The 18950-nt window shown below is 48.2% G+C and carries 16 protein-coding genes; 12 read left to right on the top strand and 4 right to left on the bottom strand.

From position 1 onward, the window contains the following. The first annotated feature begins 11 nt into the window (after window positions 1–11). From argF to argH, 3 genes are all read left to right on the top strand, one after another. A complete protein-coding gene (gene argF / locus P364_RS0118610) occupies window positions 12–980 on the top strand; it encodes an ornithine carbamoyltransferase (protein WP_024631589.1) in 969 nt (322 codons plus the stop codon). Between the two features lie 85 nt (window positions 981–1065). After that, window positions 1066–2301, top strand: a complete 1236-nt coding sequence (locus P364_RS0118605; protein WP_024631588.1) for an argininosuccinate synthase — start codon at window positions 1066–1068, stop codon at window positions 2299–2301. A gap of 104 nt (window positions 2302–2405) precedes the next feature. Next, the gene (gene argH, locus P364_RS0118600) at window positions 2406–3809 is read left to right on the top strand and encodes an argininosuccinate lyase (RefSeq protein ID WP_024631587.1); all 1404 of its coding nucleotides are present in this window, start codon (window positions 2406–2408) and stop codon (window positions 3807–3809) included. A 219-nt stretch (window positions 3810–4028) separates the two neighbouring features. Here the strand turns inward: argH and P364_RS0118595 are convergent, their stop codons facing one another. Next, entirely contained in the window at window positions 4029–4817 is a 789-nt protein-coding gene (locus P364_RS0118595) for an alpha/beta hydrolase (protein WP_024631586.1), read from the bottom strand. A 305-nt stretch (window positions 4818–5122) separates the two neighbouring features. Between P364_RS0118595 and P364_RS0118590 the strand changes: the two genes are divergently transcribed. The 4 genes from P364_RS0118590 to P364_RS0118575 all read left to right on the top strand — a co-directional run bounded on the left by P364_RS0118590 (window position 5123) and on the right by P364_RS0118575 (window position 8847). Next, entirely contained in the window at window positions 5123–5746 is a 624-nt protein-coding gene (locus P364_RS0118590) for a YhbD family protein (protein WP_024631585.1), read from the top strand. 14 nt (window positions 5747–5760) lie between these two features. After that, complete coding sequence (locus tag P364_RS0118585; RefSeq protein ID WP_024631584.1) at window positions 5761–6486, top strand: polymer-forming cytoskeletal protein; 726 nt, start codon at window positions 5761–5763, stop codon at window positions 6484–6486. Window positions 6487–6518: 32 nt separating this feature from the next. Further along, on the top strand, window positions 6519–7214 hold the full coding sequence (locus P364_RS36265) for a hypothetical protein (protein ID WP_024631583.1): 696 nt from the start codon (window positions 6519–6521) through the stop codon (window positions 7212–7214). Between the two features lie 73 nt (window positions 7215–7287). After that, a complete protein-coding gene (locus P364_RS0118575) occupies window positions 7288–8847 on the top strand; it encodes an MDR family MFS transporter (RefSeq protein ID WP_024631582.1) in 1560 nt (519 codons plus the stop codon). A 182-nt stretch (window positions 8848–9029) separates the two neighbouring features. On the opposite strand, the gene P364_RS0118570 is transcribed toward P364_RS0118575, so the two are convergent. Next, window positions 9030–10463, bottom strand: coding sequence for a VanW family protein (locus tag P364_RS0118570; protein ID WP_024631581.1), 1434 nt, complete (start codon window positions 10461–10463; stop codon window positions 9030–9032). 252 nt (window positions 10464–10715) lie between these two features. On the opposite strand from P364_RS0118570, the gene ftsE reads away from it, so the two are divergent. From ftsE to P364_RS0118540, 5 genes are all read left to right on the top strand, one after another. Beyond that, on the top strand, window positions 10716–11402 hold the full coding sequence (gene ftsE, locus P364_RS0118565; RefSeq protein ID WP_024631580.1) for a cell division ATP-binding protein FtsE: 687 nt from the start codon (window positions 10716–10718) through the stop codon (window positions 11400–11402). Beyond that, window positions 11392–12309, top strand: coding sequence for a permease-like cell division protein FtsX (ftsX, locus tag P364_RS0118560; RefSeq protein WP_024631579.1), 918 nt, complete (start codon window positions 11392–11394; stop codon window positions 12307–12309). Before ftsE ends, ftsX begins: the two co-directional genes overlap by 11 nt. A gap of 154 nt (window positions 12310–12463) precedes the next feature. Further along, window positions 12464–13750, top strand: coding sequence for a murein hydrolase activator EnvC family protein (locus P364_RS0118550; RefSeq protein WP_024631578.1), 1287 nt, complete (start codon window positions 12464–12466; stop codon window positions 13748–13750). A 133-nt stretch (window positions 13751–13883) separates the two neighbouring features. Then, a complete protein-coding gene (locus P364_RS0118545; protein WP_024631577.1) occupies window positions 13884–15353 on the top strand; it encodes a S41 family peptidase in 1470 nt (489 codons plus the stop codon). Between the two features lie 64 nt (window positions 15354–15417). After that, window positions 15418–16743, top strand: coding sequence for a PDZ domain-containing protein (locus P364_RS0118540; protein ID WP_024631576.1), 1326 nt, complete (start codon window positions 15418–15420; stop codon window positions 16741–16743). A 52-nt stretch (window positions 16744–16795) separates the two neighbouring features. Here the strand turns inward: P364_RS0118540 and P364_RS0118535 are convergent, their stop codons facing one another. Next, window positions 16796–17488, bottom strand: coding sequence for a response regulator (locus P364_RS0118535; protein WP_052016680.1), 693 nt, complete (start codon window positions 17486–17488; stop codon window positions 16796–16798). A 19-nt stretch (window positions 17489–17507) separates the two neighbouring features. Beyond that, entirely contained in the window at window positions 17508–18782 is a 1275-nt protein-coding gene (locus tag P364_RS0118530) for a sensor histidine kinase (protein WP_024631574.1), read from the bottom strand. Between the last annotated feature and the right edge of the window lie 168 nt (window positions 18783–18950).

The raw sequence follows: 18950 nt of genomic DNA, 5'->3' as shown, positions 1-18950 counted from the left end.
ACAAAATGAACATGACACAAACACAACAGACGGTGAAGGTCCAGAAGGTCGATCTTAGAGGTCGTGATTTTATTGAGTTTACAGATTATACAGCGGAGGAAATTCGCTATTTGCTGGACCTTGCGATTGAGATTAAAGGCAAACAAAAAAACGGCGTACCGTATCAGCCACTCCAAGGCAAAACGATCGGACTCATTTTTGAAAAATCATCTACGCGTACACGTGTATCCTTTGAAGTAGGCATGTTCCAACTAGGTGGTCACGCGCTCTTCTTGAGCAAAAACGATATTCAACTCGGTCGCGGCGAAACGACACATGATACAGCTAAAGTCTTGTCACGTTACCTGGATGGCATCATGATTCGGACCTTTGGACACCATAATGTGACTGAACTGGCACAACATGCAGATGTTCCAGTTATTAACGGCTTGAGTGATGCAGCGCATCCATGCCAGGTACTCGCAGACTTCCAAACCGTGCTGGAGCACAAAGGCAAGCTGGAAGGTCTGAAAATGGCTTATGTCGGAGACGGCAATAACATGGCCCATTCTCTGATGCTTGGTGCAGCGAAGATGGGTATGAATGTAGCAGTAGCGACTCCGGAAGGTTATGAGCCTGACAGCGCAGTGGTAGAGCAGGCGCGCAGCATTGCACAGGAGAGCGGCTCACAAGTGACTGTAACGTACAGTGCACAGGAAGCTGTGAAAGATGCAGATATCGTGTATACAGATGTATGGGCAAGCATGGGTTTTGAAGAAGAGCAGAAGGTTCGTGAACAAGCATTCGCCGCGTATCAGGTGGATGAGGAACTGATGAAAGGCGCGAAGCCGGATTATATGTTTCTGCACTGCCTGCCAGCTCACCGTGGAGAAGAAGTGAGTGCCGGAGTGATTGACGGTCCAAACTCCCTGATCTTTGATCAGGCGGAGAACCGGCTGCATGCGCAGAAAGCGTTAATGGCTGCGTTAATGAGCGAATAGACGCTGTTTGCCTGAATGGGTTGATTTTAGGCACAGATTTCGCGATGATAGATTAAGCAACTGAACTTGGGGAGGACCATTGAACATGGCTAAGGAAAAAATCGTACTCGCTTATTCTGGCGGGTTGGACACATCTGTAATTTTGAAATGGTTGAAAGAAACATATGATGCGGAGATTATCGCATTTACGGCAGATATCGGACAAAAGGATGAACTGGACGGCCTTGAGGAAAAAGCTCTCGCTACAGGCGCTTCCAAAGTGTACATCGACGATCTGCGCGACGAGTTCGCCAAAGATTTCATCTATCCAATGTTCCAGGCAGGTGCCCTTTATGAAGGACAATACCTGCTCGGTACAAGCATCGCACGTCCACTGATCGCTAAACGTATGGTCGATATCGCTCGTGCAGAAGGCGCTACTGCGATTGCTCACGGCGCTACGGGTAAAGGGAATGACCAGGTTCGTTTTGAGTTGAACGCAGCTGCGCTTACACCAGACATTCAAGTCATCGCACCTTGGCGTCTGGAAGAATTCCGCAACCAGTTCCCGGGACGTGCTGAGATGATTGCTTATGCTGAAGAACACGGCATTCCGGTAACGGCGTCGGCAGCTAAGCCGTACTCCACAGACCGTAACCTGCTGCATATCAGTTATGAGAGCGGTGTGCTTGAAGATCCTTGGTTCGATCCAAGTACGGACGAGAACAAAGACATGTTCCTGCTCAGCAGCGCACCTGAAGATGCACCGGATCAAGCGGAATATGTTGTACTTGATTTTGAACAAGGTAATTGTGTTGCACTGAATGGTGAGCGTTTAAGCCCACTGCAAGTGATGGAGCAACTGAACGAACTTGGTGGTAAACATGGTATCGGTCGTGTGGACATGGTTGAGAACCGCTTTGTCGGCATGAAGAGTCGTGGCGTATACGAGACACCGGGTGGAACTATTCTATTCACGGCACACCGCAAAATGGAATCCATCACGATGGACCGTGAAGTCATGAACCTGCGTGACAGTCTGATCACACGTTACAGCACACTCGTTTACAACGGCTTCTGGTTCGCACCGGAACGTCTGGCGCTGCAAGCACTGGTAACGGAAAGCCAGAAAAATGTAACAGGTACCGTTCGTGTGAAACTGTATAAAGGCAACATCATTGGCGCAGGTGTGAAAAGCCCTGTCAGCCTGTACAACCCGGACATTGCCACAATGGAAGCTGATCCTACACAAGCATACGATCAAGGGGATGCAACGGGCTTTATCCGCCTGAATGCATTGCGTTTGAAAGTAAACTCCGGTGTGGAGCAAAACAAAAACTAATTTCATCTGCATATAGAGCATCACGATTATAACTGACAAGGCGGGCCGTTCTTGCACATCTGGCAGGAGCGGCTTTGTCCATGAGCGAAAGGGGAGTACTCACTGTGAGCAAGCTGTGGGGAGGACGTTTTACCAAACAAACCAATCACCTGGTTGAGGAATACACAGCGTCAATCAATTTTGATAAAGCGTTGGCCGAGGAAGATATTCAAGGAAGTCTGGCTCATGTAACGATGCTGGGCAAATGCGGCATTCTTCCGGCAGAGGATGTAGAGACGATCAAGGAAGGTTTGATCACCGTTCTGCATAAAATCCGCGCAGGCGAAGTGGAATTCTCCGTATCGGATGAAGACATCCACATGAACATTGAGAAAAATCTGATCGATACCATCGGCCCTGTAGGTGGCAAATTACATACAGGACGCAGCCGGAATGATCAGGTAGCAACGGATATGCATTTGTACTTGCGTGAGCGCGTGGTTGGATTTGTTGGCATGCTGCACTCGTTGCAGGAAGCGCTGATCGGACAAGCCAAAGATAATCTCGATACGATCGTACCGGGATATACGCATCTTCAACGTGCACAACCGATTCTGTTCGCCCATCACCTGATGGCGTATGTATCCATGTTCCAACGGGATGCGGAGCGTCTTATGGACAGCTACAAACGCATTAACGTCTTGCCACTGGGTGCAGGTGCCCTTGCAGGCACAACGTTCCCGATTGATCGTCATTTTGTGGCGGAACAATTGGGCTTCGACGGTGTCTACGAGAACAGTCTGGACGCGGTCAGCGACCGTGACTTTATCGTGGAGTTCCTGGCAGCTGCATCGCTGATCATGACTCATTTATCCCGTCTGAGCGAAGAGTTGGTCCTGTGGAGCAGCACGGAGTTTGGTTTTGTTGAACTGGACGATGCATTCTGCACGGGCAGCAGCATTATGCCACAGAAGAAAAATCCGGACGTTCCTGAACTTGTTCGTGGTAAAACAGGACGTGTGTACGGCAACCTGATCGGTTTGCTGACCGTGCTGAAATCTCTGCCGCTTGCTTACAACAAGGACATGCAGGAAGACAAGGAAGGCATGTTTGACACTGTGGCGACGCTGGAGGGTGCACTTCAATTGTTCGCACCGATGATCGCAACGATGACGGTCAACAAAGGACGGATGCGTCAAGCGGTCAATCAGGATTTCTCAAACGCTACGGATATTGCGGACTTCCTCGTGGGCGAAGGTTTGCCGTTCCGCCAAGCGCATGAGGTTATCGGTAAAACCGTATTGTACTGTATCCAAAACGGCAAGTACCTGCTGGATCTGACAATTGATGAATTCCGTCAATTCTCTCCGCTATTCGATGAGCGTATTTACGATGTACTGCAACCGGAAGCGGTTGTAAATGCTCGTAACGTATACGGCGGAACAGCTTCGAACCAGGTAGCTGAGGCGATTGCACGTAGTGAGAAGGTGCTTGAAATGACAGAGCAATGGATTACCAATCGAGGTTAATGTCACATTTACTATAGTGAAAAAGAGTATGAAATGTAAAAGCAGGCCAGAGATTTATTCTCAAGGGCCTGCTTTTTGTATATTACAGAGATCAGAAGCTTGTTCTGGTCATTGGAGTGCTAGTGTAAATATTCATTAGTTGAACTTATAAAACTTATATAGTTATTCCCTGTACATATCCATGTAAAATGCAGTTGTTGCTACATTTAAATTTCTCGACTAGACGCGTTTAGGTAAAGGCAACCATTTCAATACATTCTGAATCTTCTTGTCCCAATAGCCCCACTCATGTTCACCGGGTTCCTCCTCATAGGTCAATTGGAGATCAGTCTGGGAACAGGCTTCACGGAAGGACTGGTTCTGCTCATACAGGAAGTCTTCCGTACCACAGCATTGATAGAGCAATGGCCTAGGTCCACTGCTCGCTTGGTTCTCCTTCAGTAGTTGCAGCAGATCGTTCTCCGAGCCTGCAATCTTCGGCCCAAAGATACGTTCCATTTCGGCCCGCCAGAGTGGGCTGGAATTCATATTATCCAAATGCGCTACCATGTCGAGCGCTCCCGACAAACTTGCCGCGGCAGCGTATTGATCCGGTTTCCGAAGCGCAAGCTTGAATGCCCCGTAGCCACCCATGGACAATCCGGCAACATAGTTGTCTTCACGTTGGTGAGATAGCGGGAAGAAGGAACGAGCGAGTGCAGGCAGCTCTTCGCTAATGAATGTCCAATAACGTCCACCTTCAGCCATATCCGTATAGAAGCTGCGATGAACCTGAGGCATCACAACGGCAATACCAAGGTCGGCAACATATCGTTCGATGGATGTACGGCGCAGCCAGATGGAGTCATCGTCCGATAGACCGTGCAGCAGATACAGTGTGGGATGCAGTCCTTGGCCCGCTACGCTCTCCATACCAATCTGATTTTGGGTTTGTTGTGGCAGAATAACATGCATGCTGGTGCTTAGACCAAGCGTGTCCGAGTAAAAATTACATTGAATAAGTGCCATGTGTTAAAGTAACCCCTTTCATAATTCATTGATGAAGGTTCTGAATTGAAACGAGAGGATGGGTCTGGAGTGGAAATGGCTCCAAAGTATCTGTAGTAAACAGGTTATACGTAAATCTCTTTCGACGCAATAACAAGATCCACTGTAGGAACAAAGAAAATAAGCGCTTCCAAAAGCATATGGATTTTTATGTGGGAGCAGTAGATATGAACAAAAATCGGAGATTCCATTCACCATGTTGTTCGCTCTCTTTACAGCGTAACAATGTTATGTTACACTGTTTTCAACGTAAAGGGGGACCATATATGACGGATGATTTGATCTCCAAAAAAGAATTGCTGGACCTGACGGGCATCTCCTATGGCCAGTTATACCGCTGGAAGCGGAAGAATCTCATTCCAGAGGAATGGTTTATTCGGAAGTCGTCCTATACCGGACAAGAGACTTTTTTTCCAAAGCAACAGATATTACTGCGGATTGACAAGATTCTCAATATGAAGGACGGATTGTCGCTGGATGAACTGGCAGACGTGTTTTCACCAACTTTGGGTGAAGTGGAAATGTCCGCTGAGCAGCTATTGGAGCGAAACATTGTTTCGAACATTTCGCTCGAGCTGTTGAATGAAGCAGGCCGGGAGCGGCCGTTGTATGCATTGGATCAGATCATGATGCTCTATGTCCTTGACAAGCTGCTAATGAGCGGGGATATTACCCGCCAGGAGGGTACGCTGCTCATCGACGTCATGTCGGAGCATTATTATCGTTTCACAGGCAAACCAAGCGAGCTGGTTCTTATTCGCAAGATGGGTGTCCCTTTATTCATGCTGGTAACGGCAGGGACGGAGCTTTATTTTGACAATGGTGTGAAGGTTGTTCTTAGACAGCCCATGGGAACGTTTATGGAAGAGCTAAAACTCAAATTGGGATAAGGAGTGGGTCATATATGGAGGAACGTAATTTGTGCAATGATCTGAACGTAGCAGGCTTGAGCCAAACGGCAGGTGGGGAATTTCACCGGGTATCCATTGATGGCATGGCTAAGGTAAACGGTAACCTGGACTGTACCTCCCTTAATGTGAATGGAACATTGAAGATGCATGGAGCTTTGAGTGCAGAAAGTGCAACGATTAACGGCATGTGCACGCTGAATGGCCCTTTGAACAGTTCTCGTGTTCGTGTGGATGGCTTGACTACGATTAATGGAGACCTCCATAGCCCTGAGCTTGAAGTTAACGGAAAATGTACCGTACGCGGACGAGTGAATGGGGAACGAATCGATATTGGCGGCGTGATTGATATTGAAGGTGACGTACAATGTGAGTCCCTGAACGTTCAGGGAAATATTAAAATCAGTGGCTTCCTGAATGCGGGAACGGTAGAGATCAGGCTGCATACATCCTCTTCGGCCAAAGAGATTGGTGGCGAGCGCATTGATATCCGTCGTAAGGAACAGACTGGTTTTTGGAAAAGTATTGGACTGGGCGGTACACCCTCATTTAAGACATCCTTAATTGAGGGGGATGAAATCGTGCTGGAAGATACCGAGGCAGACATTGTTCGTGGCAACAAGGTTCATATCGGTCGCGGATGTAACATCAGTGTGGTCGAATATTCGGGTGAACTAGAGGTTGATCCAGATGCCAAGGTGGGCAGCAGTCAGCGAATTTAATTTTGATTTGGAGTGAAAGGGATGTGACCGACATGAATAATAATTTTGCTAGTTCAATGGATAAAAAACATGACATTAGCATCATCGGCGACGGCAGTTCTTCTGGTGGTGTATACGGAAAGGTCAAGGTAGTGGGGGATTCCTCGTTTACTGATAATCTGATCTGTGATCAATTCAAATGTACCGGCACATCGGTCATACACGGGTCTCTTGAATCGACCGATATCAAAATTACGGGAACCCTTTCCCTGAAAGACCAGGCTGCTGCTGATAATGAAGATCAGGAGGGGCATTATGCTTCTAACTTGTATGCAAAAGCTGAACATATGAAAGTGGTAGGGGAGCTTCATGTATCAGGCGATTGTCAGGTGGAGGATATGAAGCTGAACGGCCGTTTTACGATAGCGGGTATGCTCAGCGCTGAACAAATGACACTCAAAATCATGGGTCCATCCGAGGTCAGGGAAATGGGCGGATCCATCATTTCAGTGAAGAGCGGCAAGGGCAAACTGTTCGAAGGTCTATTTTCGGGGCAGAAGTCGGTACTTAAGGCAGGGATGATCGAAGGCGACGATATCGAATTGGAGTATACAGAGGCAGAAGTTGTTCGAGGGGATAAAATAAAAATTGGCCCCGGCTGCCGGATCGGCACGGTGGAATACCGCTCTTCTCTGCAAATTCATCCGCTATCGGAAGTTTTGGTGCAAAGCAATCGGTCCTTGGACTGATTATCCACCGTAACTTTTCGGATATACTAATTCAGTCATATGAATCGGTTGTGAATGGGAGAGATTGAGTAGAATGGCTACACGTAAAAATAATATTGGATTGGTGCTGGCAGGGCTGCTGCTGAGCATACTGATGGCTTCGATGGACAATACCATCGTGGCAACAGCTATGGGCGACATTGTCGGGAAGCTGGGTGGGCTCGACAAGTTCGTATGGGTTACTTCTGCGTATATGGTAGCCGAGATGGCGGGTATGCCAATCTTCGGTAAGTTATCCGACATGTATGGAAGGAAGAAGTTTTTTGTTTTCGGAATACTGGTATTTATGCTTGGCTCCGCATTATGTGGAACGGCAACAACAATCGTCGAGCTGACGATGTACAGAGCTATTCAAGGTATTGGTGCAGGTGCACTGGTGCCGATTGCCTTTACGATTATGTTTGATGTGGTCGCACCAGAATCACGAGGCAAATTGGGCGGTTTGTTTGGAGCTGTGTTCGGCTTGTCCAGCGTATTTGGCCCACTGCTGGGTGCTTACATTACGCAGTATGCGACATGGGAATGGGTATTTTATATCAACCTGCCGCTTGGTCTGATCGCGTTTGTGTTTATTGCATTCTTCTATAAGGAATCGCATCAGCATCAATCCCAACAGATTGACTGGCTGGGTGCAATCACACTGATTGGTGCGGTGGTCTGTCTCATCTTCGGGCTTGAACTGGGTGGCAAAACGTATGCTTGGGGCTCGTGGCAGATCCTCGGTTTGTTTGCCGGATTCGTGGTGCTTGCACTGCTATTCCTGTTTGCAGAAACGAGAGCCAAGGAACCCATCATCTCGTTCGGCATGTTCCGCAACCGGGTGTACTGGTCCAGTAACGTCATTGGCATGTTCAGTGGTGCGGCGTTTATTACCGCATCCGTGTACATTCCGATCTTCATTCAGGGTGTTCTTGGTGGCAAGGCGACCAACTCTGGTCTCGTGCTGTTGCCAATGATGCTTGGATCCGTTGTGACGGCGTCCTTGGGTGGGGTCCTGATGACCAAAATCAAATATCGCAGCATTATGATTCCTACGCTGGCCTTGCTGGTGGTTGGTCTTGGCTTGCTGACAACGCTGGATGAAAGTTCATCTTTATGGACGATACGTATATATATGGTGATGGTTGGTCTTGGTGTCGGAGCTTCATTCTCGGTACTCAGCAATGCAGCCATGAACGCGTTTGAACCGCAAAGACGCGGAGCAGCGAGCTCCACACTTAACTTCCTGCGTTCGCTGGGGATGACGATGGGCATTACGATCTTTGGTATCGTGCAAAGCCAAGTATTTACACGCAAAATGAATGATGCCCTCGCCGGATCAGCGGCGGAAGCGGGTGGAACGGGTGCTCCTGCAGGCGGCGTGCCTCAGGGAGTGAATCTGAGCGATCCACATGCGTTGCTGTCGCCAGAGCTGAGAAAGGCGATTCCGCCTCAGGTGCTGGACGCCATTACGCACGCGCTGTCATCATCCATCGTGCAGCTCTTTGCCTGGGCTGCGATCCCGGCTGCACTGGCGTTGATTGCTGCATTCTTCATGGGTAAGGAGAAGATGGTTATAGGTGAAGAGCAGGGAGAGTACACAGGCGGACATTAAAAAGTTCTCGTCTGATCCATACACAATATGAATCTGTAGAACAATCTATAGAACTAATTAAGACACATCTCTTAGGAGCCCCAGTATGGGGAACGGGAGATGTGTCTTTTTCTGTTTGTTATTATTTTGCTGAGTTGGACCTATCCATGTGTATGTGTGGTGGCACTCCAGTGGAAGAAAGTTTAAGGCTGCTTCGTGTCGCTAATCCCATCCTCTACAACAGAAGGCTCCTTGGGATCAGGGAGGTTGGCATGACCAGAGCGGGCAATCAGGCGATTCTGTGCTTTGTACGTGTCACGTGTAATGGTCTTAGATTCGACGATTTTGCCATCCACCCTTTTGGTGCGCATTGTCTCCACAATATATCCGGGCTGACCATTCTGGAGCACCTGCTGGGCACCGTCAGGCAGCACATTGCTCGATACATATTTCACGGGAACACTTAACGTCTCAATCGTACGGGATTCCAGTGCATAACTGACGTTTTCCGGGAAGGTGCCGAAAAATTTAACTGTTAACCTTCCACCCTCCACTTTGGCATGAATGAGCAGGGACTTGCCGGTATTGTTTTTGAACCGAAAATTGATTGAACCTGAGGCGAACGTGGCATCCAGCCCCTTTGGCAAATATTTGACGGGCAGGGAGTGATTGCGACGCTCTACAATGTCCAGTCCGGTTAAGAGAGCTGCGTTATAGACTGTACTCGATACCTGGCAGATGCCGCCCCCAATGCCAGGGGTCAGCTGCCCGTTTACGATGACCGGGGCTTCCCGGAAACCGTATTCTTTTTCGGCTTTACGGATGACCTTCTCATAATCAAATGTACCATTTGGCGGTAAAATCAAGCCGTTAACCGCTTGCGCTGCTGCGCTGACGTTATGTATCCGGCCTTCACTACTGTTTCCGAGGCTAGTGGAGAACTGAATGATTTTTCGATCAATTCCCTCCTGGCGCAGCGATTTAAGGGTCACTTCAGGTTGCAGCGTATAAAGTGGCAGCTGAATCAGTAGAGGGTTCGGCTTCACATCATGATCCAGTGCAGCGAAATCCCGGTGCAGTTTAGCCTGCATCAGGTTTGCGAGTTCATCCCAGGCGATCCTGCGGACGCCTTTTTCAGGGATGTATTGAACTTTGTCACTTGCGGTAATGCGGCGGACAGCGTCCGCAGGTGAACCGAAGGTTTCCTTTTCCCAGGCAGGATTAAGTTGTTCTTGCAGTGATTTTGAATTATACGTCAGCTTCAGGGACCATTCCTTGGTGAAATGATATCGGGCGTAAGCTCGCTCCCACAGATTGCCTTCGTCCAGCTGCTGTACGGCAGCCCGGAAGTCGTCAGCGCTGTAATTTGCACCCGTCTGGGCGGCGGTGAACGTCATCGTTTTGGCTGCCGGATCCTCCACCTTAAGAGTGACTGGCCACTCTTTCAGTTGTTTCAATCGCGCATCCAGTGCTTGCTGCACCTCCTTGCGATTCATTCCTTCCAACGACCATTCCCCAACACGCACATCTTTCGGTAGAGCAGGCTGGTTCACGTACATATACAGCAATCCATAGGACGCGGAACCGATCAAGAGGATAGAGAACAGAATAATGACCGTCAAATGTATTTTTTTCATATCCGTACACTCCTTTGTACTTCTGTTGTTCCGCAATTCGTAACACTTTCCATATATATGATCCTATGATGGAAAACTTTCGGGTACTCAATAGGTAACAAATTTGTTACAATAAAACTCATATGAATCCAAGCTTCACCATCAAAAACAGGGCGAAATGGATTTCTCCTGATGAAATTCAGGTCTTTTTAAAGGAAATGCCGGGATTGTGTCGAAATGATAATGGCTAACTATGCAACGGGAAGTGATGATGTGATAGAAATGCAGGACGTGTGGAAGACCTACGCCAATGGTACCCACGCATTACAAGGGGTGTCGGTGAAGATCGACCGCAATGAATTTGTCTATATCGTCGGTCCGTCCGGCGCAGGCAAATCGACATTTATGAAATTGATGTACCGTGAAGAAGTTCCGACCAAAGGACAAATATCCATTAACGGATTTAATATCGGGAAGTTAAAGCCACGCAAAATTCCTTATGTACGCCGGAATATCGGCGTTGTGTTCCAGGATTTCAGATTGCTGCCACGCATGACCGCATTTGAGAATGTGGCATTTGCCATGGAAGTTATCGAAGCGCCGAAGCGTCACATCAAGAAGCGAGTGATGGAAGTGCTTGATCTGGTAGGACTGCGCAGCAAGGCGAACCGTGAACCTTCGCAGTTATCGGGTGGGGAACAGCAGCGTATTGCCATCGCGCGTGCTATTGTGAACAATCCGTCTGTTATTATCGCGGACGAGCCTACGGGGAACCTTGATCCGGAGACGTCATGGGGCATTATGCAGCTGCTGGATGAAATTAATTTTCGCGGGACAACCATTGTGATGGCGACCCATAACAAAGATATCGTTAATACGATGCGTAAACGGGTTATTGCGATTGAACGCGGACAGATTGTACGGGATCAGATGAGAGGGGAATACGGTTATGAATTTTAGTACTCTCTTGCGCCATTTGCGGGAGGGATTCAAAAATGTATTCCGCAACGGCTGGATGTCCGTAGCCTCCATCATGTCCATTATCGTGTCACTGCTTATTCTGGGTGTGTTCATGCTGCTGGTGCTTAACGTGAATTCCATGGCCAACCAGGTGGACAGCCAGGTCGAGATCAGTACGTATCTCGAACTGAACGTGGATGAGAACCTGCGTAACACGCTGGAGCAGGAAATCAGTGCCATGCCTGAAGTCAGTGAAATTCGTTTTGTCTCCAAAGAAGAAGGACTCAAGGAGTTCCGTGAACGTCTGGGAGCAAGTGCAGACAACGTGCTGAGCGGTTTCGATGTGGATAACAATCCACTGCCGGAGACGATTGAAGTAGAGGTCATTGAACCGGAAACCGTCACTTTTGTGGCGCAAAAAATCGAAGCATTGAACGATACACACCCGGAGAAGCCGATCATGAAAGTGAACTACGGCAAAGAAACGGTGGAAGTGTTGTTCAAATTTACGAAACTTGTTCGGAATATCGGATTTATTTTTGTCGGGGGACTGGGTTTGATGTCCATGTTCCTGATCTCGAATACGATTCGCGTAACGATTCTGGCCCGGCGCCGGGAGATTGGTATTATGAAACTGGTTGGAGCCACCAACACGTTCATTCGCTGGCCTTTCTTTGTTGAAGGGGCATTGATTGGATTGATCGGTTCGGCGATTACGGTAGCGGTACTGTTCTTCGGCTACAGCCGACTGATGGCAACAATTGGTCAGGATGTATTCATGCAGATGCTTAATCTGATTCCACTCGGCGATATTTGGCTGCTGTTTGGAACACTCTTGATTGGACTTGGTGTGCTGGTTGGTATTTTGGGAAGTACATTGTCCATACGCAAGTCTCTTAACGTTTAATCGAAAAAGAATGGCAAAGCAGGTTCACTACTGAACGCTGTTTGACGATATGTAGTAAAGACGGAGTCTTTAAGTGTAAAGAAAGCAAAGAACATGCTGTTCACCACCTGTGCAGGTTGCTTTCTTGTGAAATCATAGGATGGGGGATCACATTTTGAAAAAAACAGCTTCGCTGCTGGCTTTAACGTTATTGGCCAGTTTGACGCTTCAACCTTCTGACGGATATGCCAAGAGTAGCATTAGCGACATTGATCAGCAGATTCAGCAACTGGAGAGCAAGGCGGCTTCGGCCAAAAAGGAGCAGCAAAAGGCTGCCAGCAACAAAAAGGAAGCCCAGCATTACAAGAACAAGACCAATGCTTATTTGAAAGTCGTCATGGAGCAGATCAATGTGGTTAGTGATGAGCTGGCAAACGTATCCTTGCAGATTGAAAATACGGAAGAGGATCTCCGGACAACGAAAAAAGATCTGCAAGCCGCAGAAGAACGTATCGTTGCAAGAGAGAAATTGCTTGAATCTCGTGTACGGCTGATGTATACAGACGGTGCCGTTTCATATCTCGATGTGTTGTTAACTTCAACAAGCTTCTCTGATTTCCTGACTCGTGCCGATTCACTAAAAACGATTGTGGATCAGGATCAGCATCTGCTGGATGAACACAAAAAGGACAAGCAGCTCGTCGTGGACAAAAAGGCAGAGCTGGACGTGCAATATGCAGAAGCTAAGAGTCTATATGCGCAGAAGAAACAGCGCAAGTCCCAATTGAACGAGAAGGAACAGGAGAAGCAAGTGCTTCTCGCTTCCTATGATGCTAAAATTGAAGAATCGGAAGAGCTGACGCAGGAACAGGAAGACGTATTGATGCAGATTGCAAGCAAACGTTCAGCACTTCTGCAAGAAAAAAATAAATTGCGTGAGCAGCAAGCGGCCGCGGCCGCCAAAGCAAAAGCAGCAGCAGCTGCACGTGCGGCGGCAGCAGCGAAGGCGCCGACCAGGGTAAGCACAGGCAGCAGTGAGACCAGTGAGACCACGTATTCAGCTGGTAATGGCATTTTCTCCAAACCCGTATCCGGTGGACGTATTTCTTCTCCATTCGGTCGCCGTACACACCCTATTACGGGGGAAGTGGGAAAAATGCATAATGGTGTTGATTTCGCTGTTCCTGTGGGTACCTCAGTTCATGCTGCATCAGGCGGTATCGTAATCATGGCTGAGTGGTACACTGGATATGGCTATACCGTTATTGTAGACCATGGTGGCGGTCTTTGGACATTGTATGGTCACCTGCGTGAAGGCGGATTTAAGGTGAGCAAGGGAGATACGGTCAGCAAAGGCGATCTTATTGCCGAATCAGGAAATACAGGCAACTCTACGGGACCTCACTTGCACTTTGAAGTTCGGGATAATGGTACGGCAGTCAACCCAATGAATTATCTATAATAGATGGATTGCAAGGGAATGGAATAAACATATTCCGTACAAGCTAGGCATATACTAAGCTGGCATGTTCAGGGAATGTTTCACGGAACAATTGAATTTGACACGCTTCAATACTAAAGGCGGTGACAAACGGATGATGAAGAAAAGATCGGCCCTGCTGCTTGTCATTGTAGCCCTTCTTGGAGGTAGCCTGCTTACGCTGGTGCTAATGAGTTCCCCAGGCCTGGCAAAGACGGCACCGGGCGAAGGATTGCTTGCCAGTGTAACTGGCACGGCACAGCAGAAGAACGATTTAAAGAAGATTGAAACCGCGATGGATTTGATCTCAAGCAACTATTATAAAGACGTGGATCGAACCAAACTCATTGATGGTGCGATCAACGGCATGATGGAATCCCTTGGTGATCCGTACTCCAACTATATGGGACAGGAAACAGCAGCCCAGTTCGAGGAGTCGATTGAAGGTTCGTTTACCGGAATCGGTGCAGAGGTATCCTCTCAAGACGGGAATGTCGTCGTGGTATCGCCGATCAAAGGATCACCTGCCGAAAAAGCGGGTATTCGTGCGAAAGACATGATCATGTCCGTGAATGGTGAATCCCTGCAAGGTTTGGAACTGAACAAAGCCGTTAACAAAATCAGAGGTCCAAAAGGCAGTGAAGCGAAGGTGCAGGTTAAACGTGCCGGATCTTCCGAGCTAATTGAATTTGTCATCGTGCGTGCTGATATTGATTTGGAAACGGTGTACGCCCACATGGAGGATAACGGAGTTGGTGTGATTAGCATCACTCAATTCTCGCTGAATACTGGCGAACGCTTTAAGGAAGAACTGGCGAAGCTGGAGAAGCAGAACATGAAGGGCCTGATCATTGATGTACGGAATGACCCGGGTGGTGTTTTGCAGGTCGTTATTGATATTGCAGAACAATTTGTTCCCAAAGGCAAGGTTATTGTTCAAGTCGAAGATAAGAACGGTAAAAAGGAACAAAGCAAATCAAACGGATCAGGTAAATCCTATCCAATTACGGTTTTGATGAACAAGGGCAGCGCGAGTGCGTCAGAAATTTTGGCTGGTGCATTGCAACAGTCGGCAGGCGCAACGTTGGTTGGAGAAAACTCCTTTGGTAAAGGAACCGTACAGACAAGTTATGATAAGCAGATGGGTGATGGCAGCTTGCTGAAAATCACCATCGCGAAATGGCTGACTCCGAATGGAGACTGGATTCATGAAAAAGGCATCAAACCGGATATTGCGGTGAACCAGCCGGATTACTTCTCGGTGGCACCAATTAATAAAGAAAAATTACCTTTGAAATACGACAGCAATAGCACGGATGTGAAAAGTGCGCAGACGATGCTGAGAGGACTTGACTTCAATCCGGATCGTGTGGACGGATACTATGACCAGAAGACAGAAGAAGCGGTCAAAGCATTCCAGAAACAAAAAGGCATTCAGGCAACAGGCCAGATTGACGAGAAAACCGCGGAATCACTGGAAGCGGCTCTGATTGAACGCATTGCCAATCCTCAATATGATGCACAGCTGAAGCGCGCGATTGAAAATGTCTCAAAGGATATTTCATCCGCTGTGTCGAAACCATAAAGAAGGCTGATTTTCAGCCTTCTTTTTTTCTGAACCGGCTGAAAGAGAGGAGTGACCATCCACAATGGAATGGGCTTGGCCATGGTTAACTACATTAGGGGAAGCATTGTTGCAGTTGTTTATTCAGCCGTTTTATTATATTGCGGTAATCTTGATTGCGCTCGTTTATCATCGACAACTATTGCAGGAACGTAAATTGTTTCACGTTCGTCTGCAAAGCTCGATAACACAGACCATTCGTGCAGTGCTCGGAGGTATTCTGATCGGTGTAATGGTCTCCATCGTGTCGCTGTTTCTCGGGGCACATCTTACACTGGGCAGTCTGATCTGTATATGGGCAGCAACGTTATTTCTGGCCTTATTCCGTATCCGATACTTATGTTTTGCTTATGCTGCAGGTTTGCTCGGTGTGTTGCAGTTTGGTTTAAATATGGCTTCGGGCTGGCAGCCCGAAGGATGGATAGGAACGGTCACAGAAGCCTTACGTGCACTGGATATGCCTGCACTTCTTGTGCTCGCAGCAGTATTACATATCGGTGAAGCACTGATGGTACGTATGCAAGGGGTATCTATGGCATCGCCGCTTCTCTTCGAAGGTAAACGCGGCAAGCTTGTCGGAGGGTACCAGCTGCAGCATTTCTGGCCGATTCCGTTACTGATTCTTGTTCCAGTTACGGGCGGGGCAGCATTACCATGGACCGCCTTAATCAGCGGAGGAAATGGCTACATGCTGGTTGCAATGCCGATTATGCTTGGATTCGGAGAGGTTACTCAAAGTATGCTCCCGGGGAGAAAAGTCCAGATTTCTGCAAAGCGATTGCTGTTATATGGGACAGGGCTGCTTGTGCTCAGCCTTCTGGCTGCGTGGTGGTCTCCACTCATGATTGTCGCAGCCTTGGCTGCTTTCATCGGACATGAGTTCCTGGTTTGGTATAGTGGCTTCGAAGAACAAAACCGCAGCCCGCTGTTTGTTCACCCTGAGCACGGCTTGAAGGTGCTGGGTGTCATTCCCGATAGTCCTGCGGAAGACCTGGGGATTGAAGCAGGGGAGACCCTGTACAAGGTGAATGGCGTGCTGGTACATTCGCCTGAGCAATTACATCGCGCCTTGCGCATGAATCCGGCTTTTTGCAAGCTGGAGGTACGCAATCATCAGGGAGAGAGCAAGTTCATGCAACGAGCGATCTATGAAGGCGAGCATCATCAACTTGGCGTCCTCATGGCTCCGGACAATCATGAAGCCTGGGCGCTCCGGTTGCGTCCGCTAACCCTGTTTCATATTGTAACTCTCAAATTGTTTGCAAGACGTCGGAAAGACAAGCATGAGGTTGAAGCTCCACTGGCACTGCCGCCAGCTCCTGTGGGAGAGCAAAGGTCGATAGAGATGTAATAATTAAAGGGTATTTTCTCCGCCTAATCAGGCAGGGGAGATACCCTTTTTGCTACTTATTTTTCAACATGAAAATGGCGATTTGTGTCCGATCTCGCAAACTAAGCTTGCCGAGAATATCAGTAACATAGTTTTTGACCGTACCTTCGCTCAGAAATAGCTTTGCAGCGATTTCTTTATTGGACAGTCCTTCCGAGATAGCCTCTGCAACAGCCAGTTCCATACGAGTTAGGCCGTAAGAGTCAATGTGTTCATGGGTCTGAGCCGCTGCAGCAGGGCGGAGCAGAGTCGCTAGCTTACGAGCAATATCAGGATGAATCAACATATCCCCGTTATGTACAGTCTTGATGCCTTGAATGATTCGGTCAGGTGGCACATTTTTGAGCAAATAACCGCTGGCCCCGTTTTGCAAAGCCTGAATAATATACTCATCATCGTCAAACGTGGTAAGCATCAGTACACGCACGTCAGGGAAGCGTGTCTTAACGATTCGGGTACCTCCGACTCCGTCACCATCGGGCATGCGAATATCCATAAGTACAACGTCGGCAGGTGTTCCTGACTCCAGCAGTTCGAGAGCTTCACGTCCGTTTGAAGCTGTACCTGTAACGCTAATACCGGGATCGAGTCCAAGCAGGACTTTAAGACTTTCACGGATAAAGGAATCATCATCCGCAAGGATCAGCCGAATGGACTGAGGTTGGACAGAATGGCTTGAGTTATTTAATTCATTCAGGTCAGACATGAGCAAATCACTTCCTTTTTCAGATCAGTTCAGCTTTGTTCGTTATGGGCAGACGTGTAATCACCGTATAGGGATAGTCCGACTTGATTTCCAGTTTCCCTCCAATCAACTGTGTGCGTAGACGCATTCCTTCAAGCCCCATACCGAGCTCTGTAAACGCTGCTTTTACACTCGGGTTAGCACGAGATCCTTCATTGCTTCCTTTTGTTTGTTCCTTCGCGGAAAGGGGATGTCCCTTCCCATCATTGCTGATAGACATACAGATCTCTCTTTCTCCAAATTCCAGTTCCACCGTAATCGTAGTGGCATTTCCATGACGGAGGGCATTGGTCAGGGCCTCTTTAGCATTTTTGTACAAGACGATCTGTATGCTGGGATAGAGTACATGTGAATGCCCACGCACTTCGTAACGCGTCTTCACACCCGTTTCCCGGCCAACGTCTTCCAGCAGACGATCTAGTGCGTAGGCATCGGATATATAAGAGTTTGGCCGCAATTTGTGGAGCGTGGTTCGCATGTCATCCATACTGGCGGCCAATTGATCCCGAATCTGTCTCACCATTTCCGTGCCCTGTTCCGGATGTATAGGGAGGGTCAGGAGGGCTGCGTCAGACATCATTTTGGTGCGAATCAGGCGGTGACCAATATCATCATGAAGCTGCCGGGATATTCGGGTACGCTCCTCAACCTGTGCAGCTCCTTCAAGTTGCTTCGTGAATTGCAGCAATTGCTCTCGTGCGTCCTGAAGCTCGTAATGTTTACTGCGCAGCTCATCATACACCTGTTCAAGCTGTCCCCGGCTGCTCGCAGTTCTAGACCCCTGCCAAGAGAGTGTTGCGGTGATGAGCAGGAGCAAGTTACCTGCAACCCGAGCCATTGTCTCTTGGGTGAAGGTAAACGGAATGGCAGTGTTTGTGTGAAGTATGAGCCATGCATGAAGGCCCTGTGGTGGGGCGTAATACCAATGTAACGCGATATTGCTGGCGATAAGCTGAATTGCGAGCATTAACCAGCGCTGGGCCCCATCCAGTCTGTACATGTACACATAAAGCGCAGATAAGGAGAGGAAAAACATAAATGGGCCATATAGAGCGATCAGCCAGCAGCTGAAAAGGATTTCGGCCACAAGAAGCAAACGCTGCATACCTGAACGAGTGAAGTCTTTCCACACCGCGAGTCCAAGTGCAATGATAATATACAGCGTATAGCTATCTTCTTGTTCCAGGGGCAGCATTAGAATGTACAGGACCGAGGGAACTAGAAGTAAACCGTACTGCAACAACCGCATCGGCATATGTCAGAGACATCCTTTATTTTAGAAGTGAAGGTATACCTTCCGGTAATCTATGTCGATTATATCATAGGCAGTTTCCCCGTCCGAAGATGACTTAAGTCACCTTTGTTTCATGACCTTTCGTACCTTCGCAGGAGATCACAATTCGTTACAATACAGATATATAAT

The organism is Paenibacillus sp. MAEPY2, from assembly GCF_000499205.1.
GTDB classification, from domain to species: domain Bacteria; phylum Bacillota; class Bacilli; order Paenibacillales; family Paenibacillaceae; genus Paenibacillus; species Paenibacillus vandeheii.
Note: the sequence above shows the minus strand (reverse complement) of the source record. Positions and strands in the feature narration are given on the sequence as shown.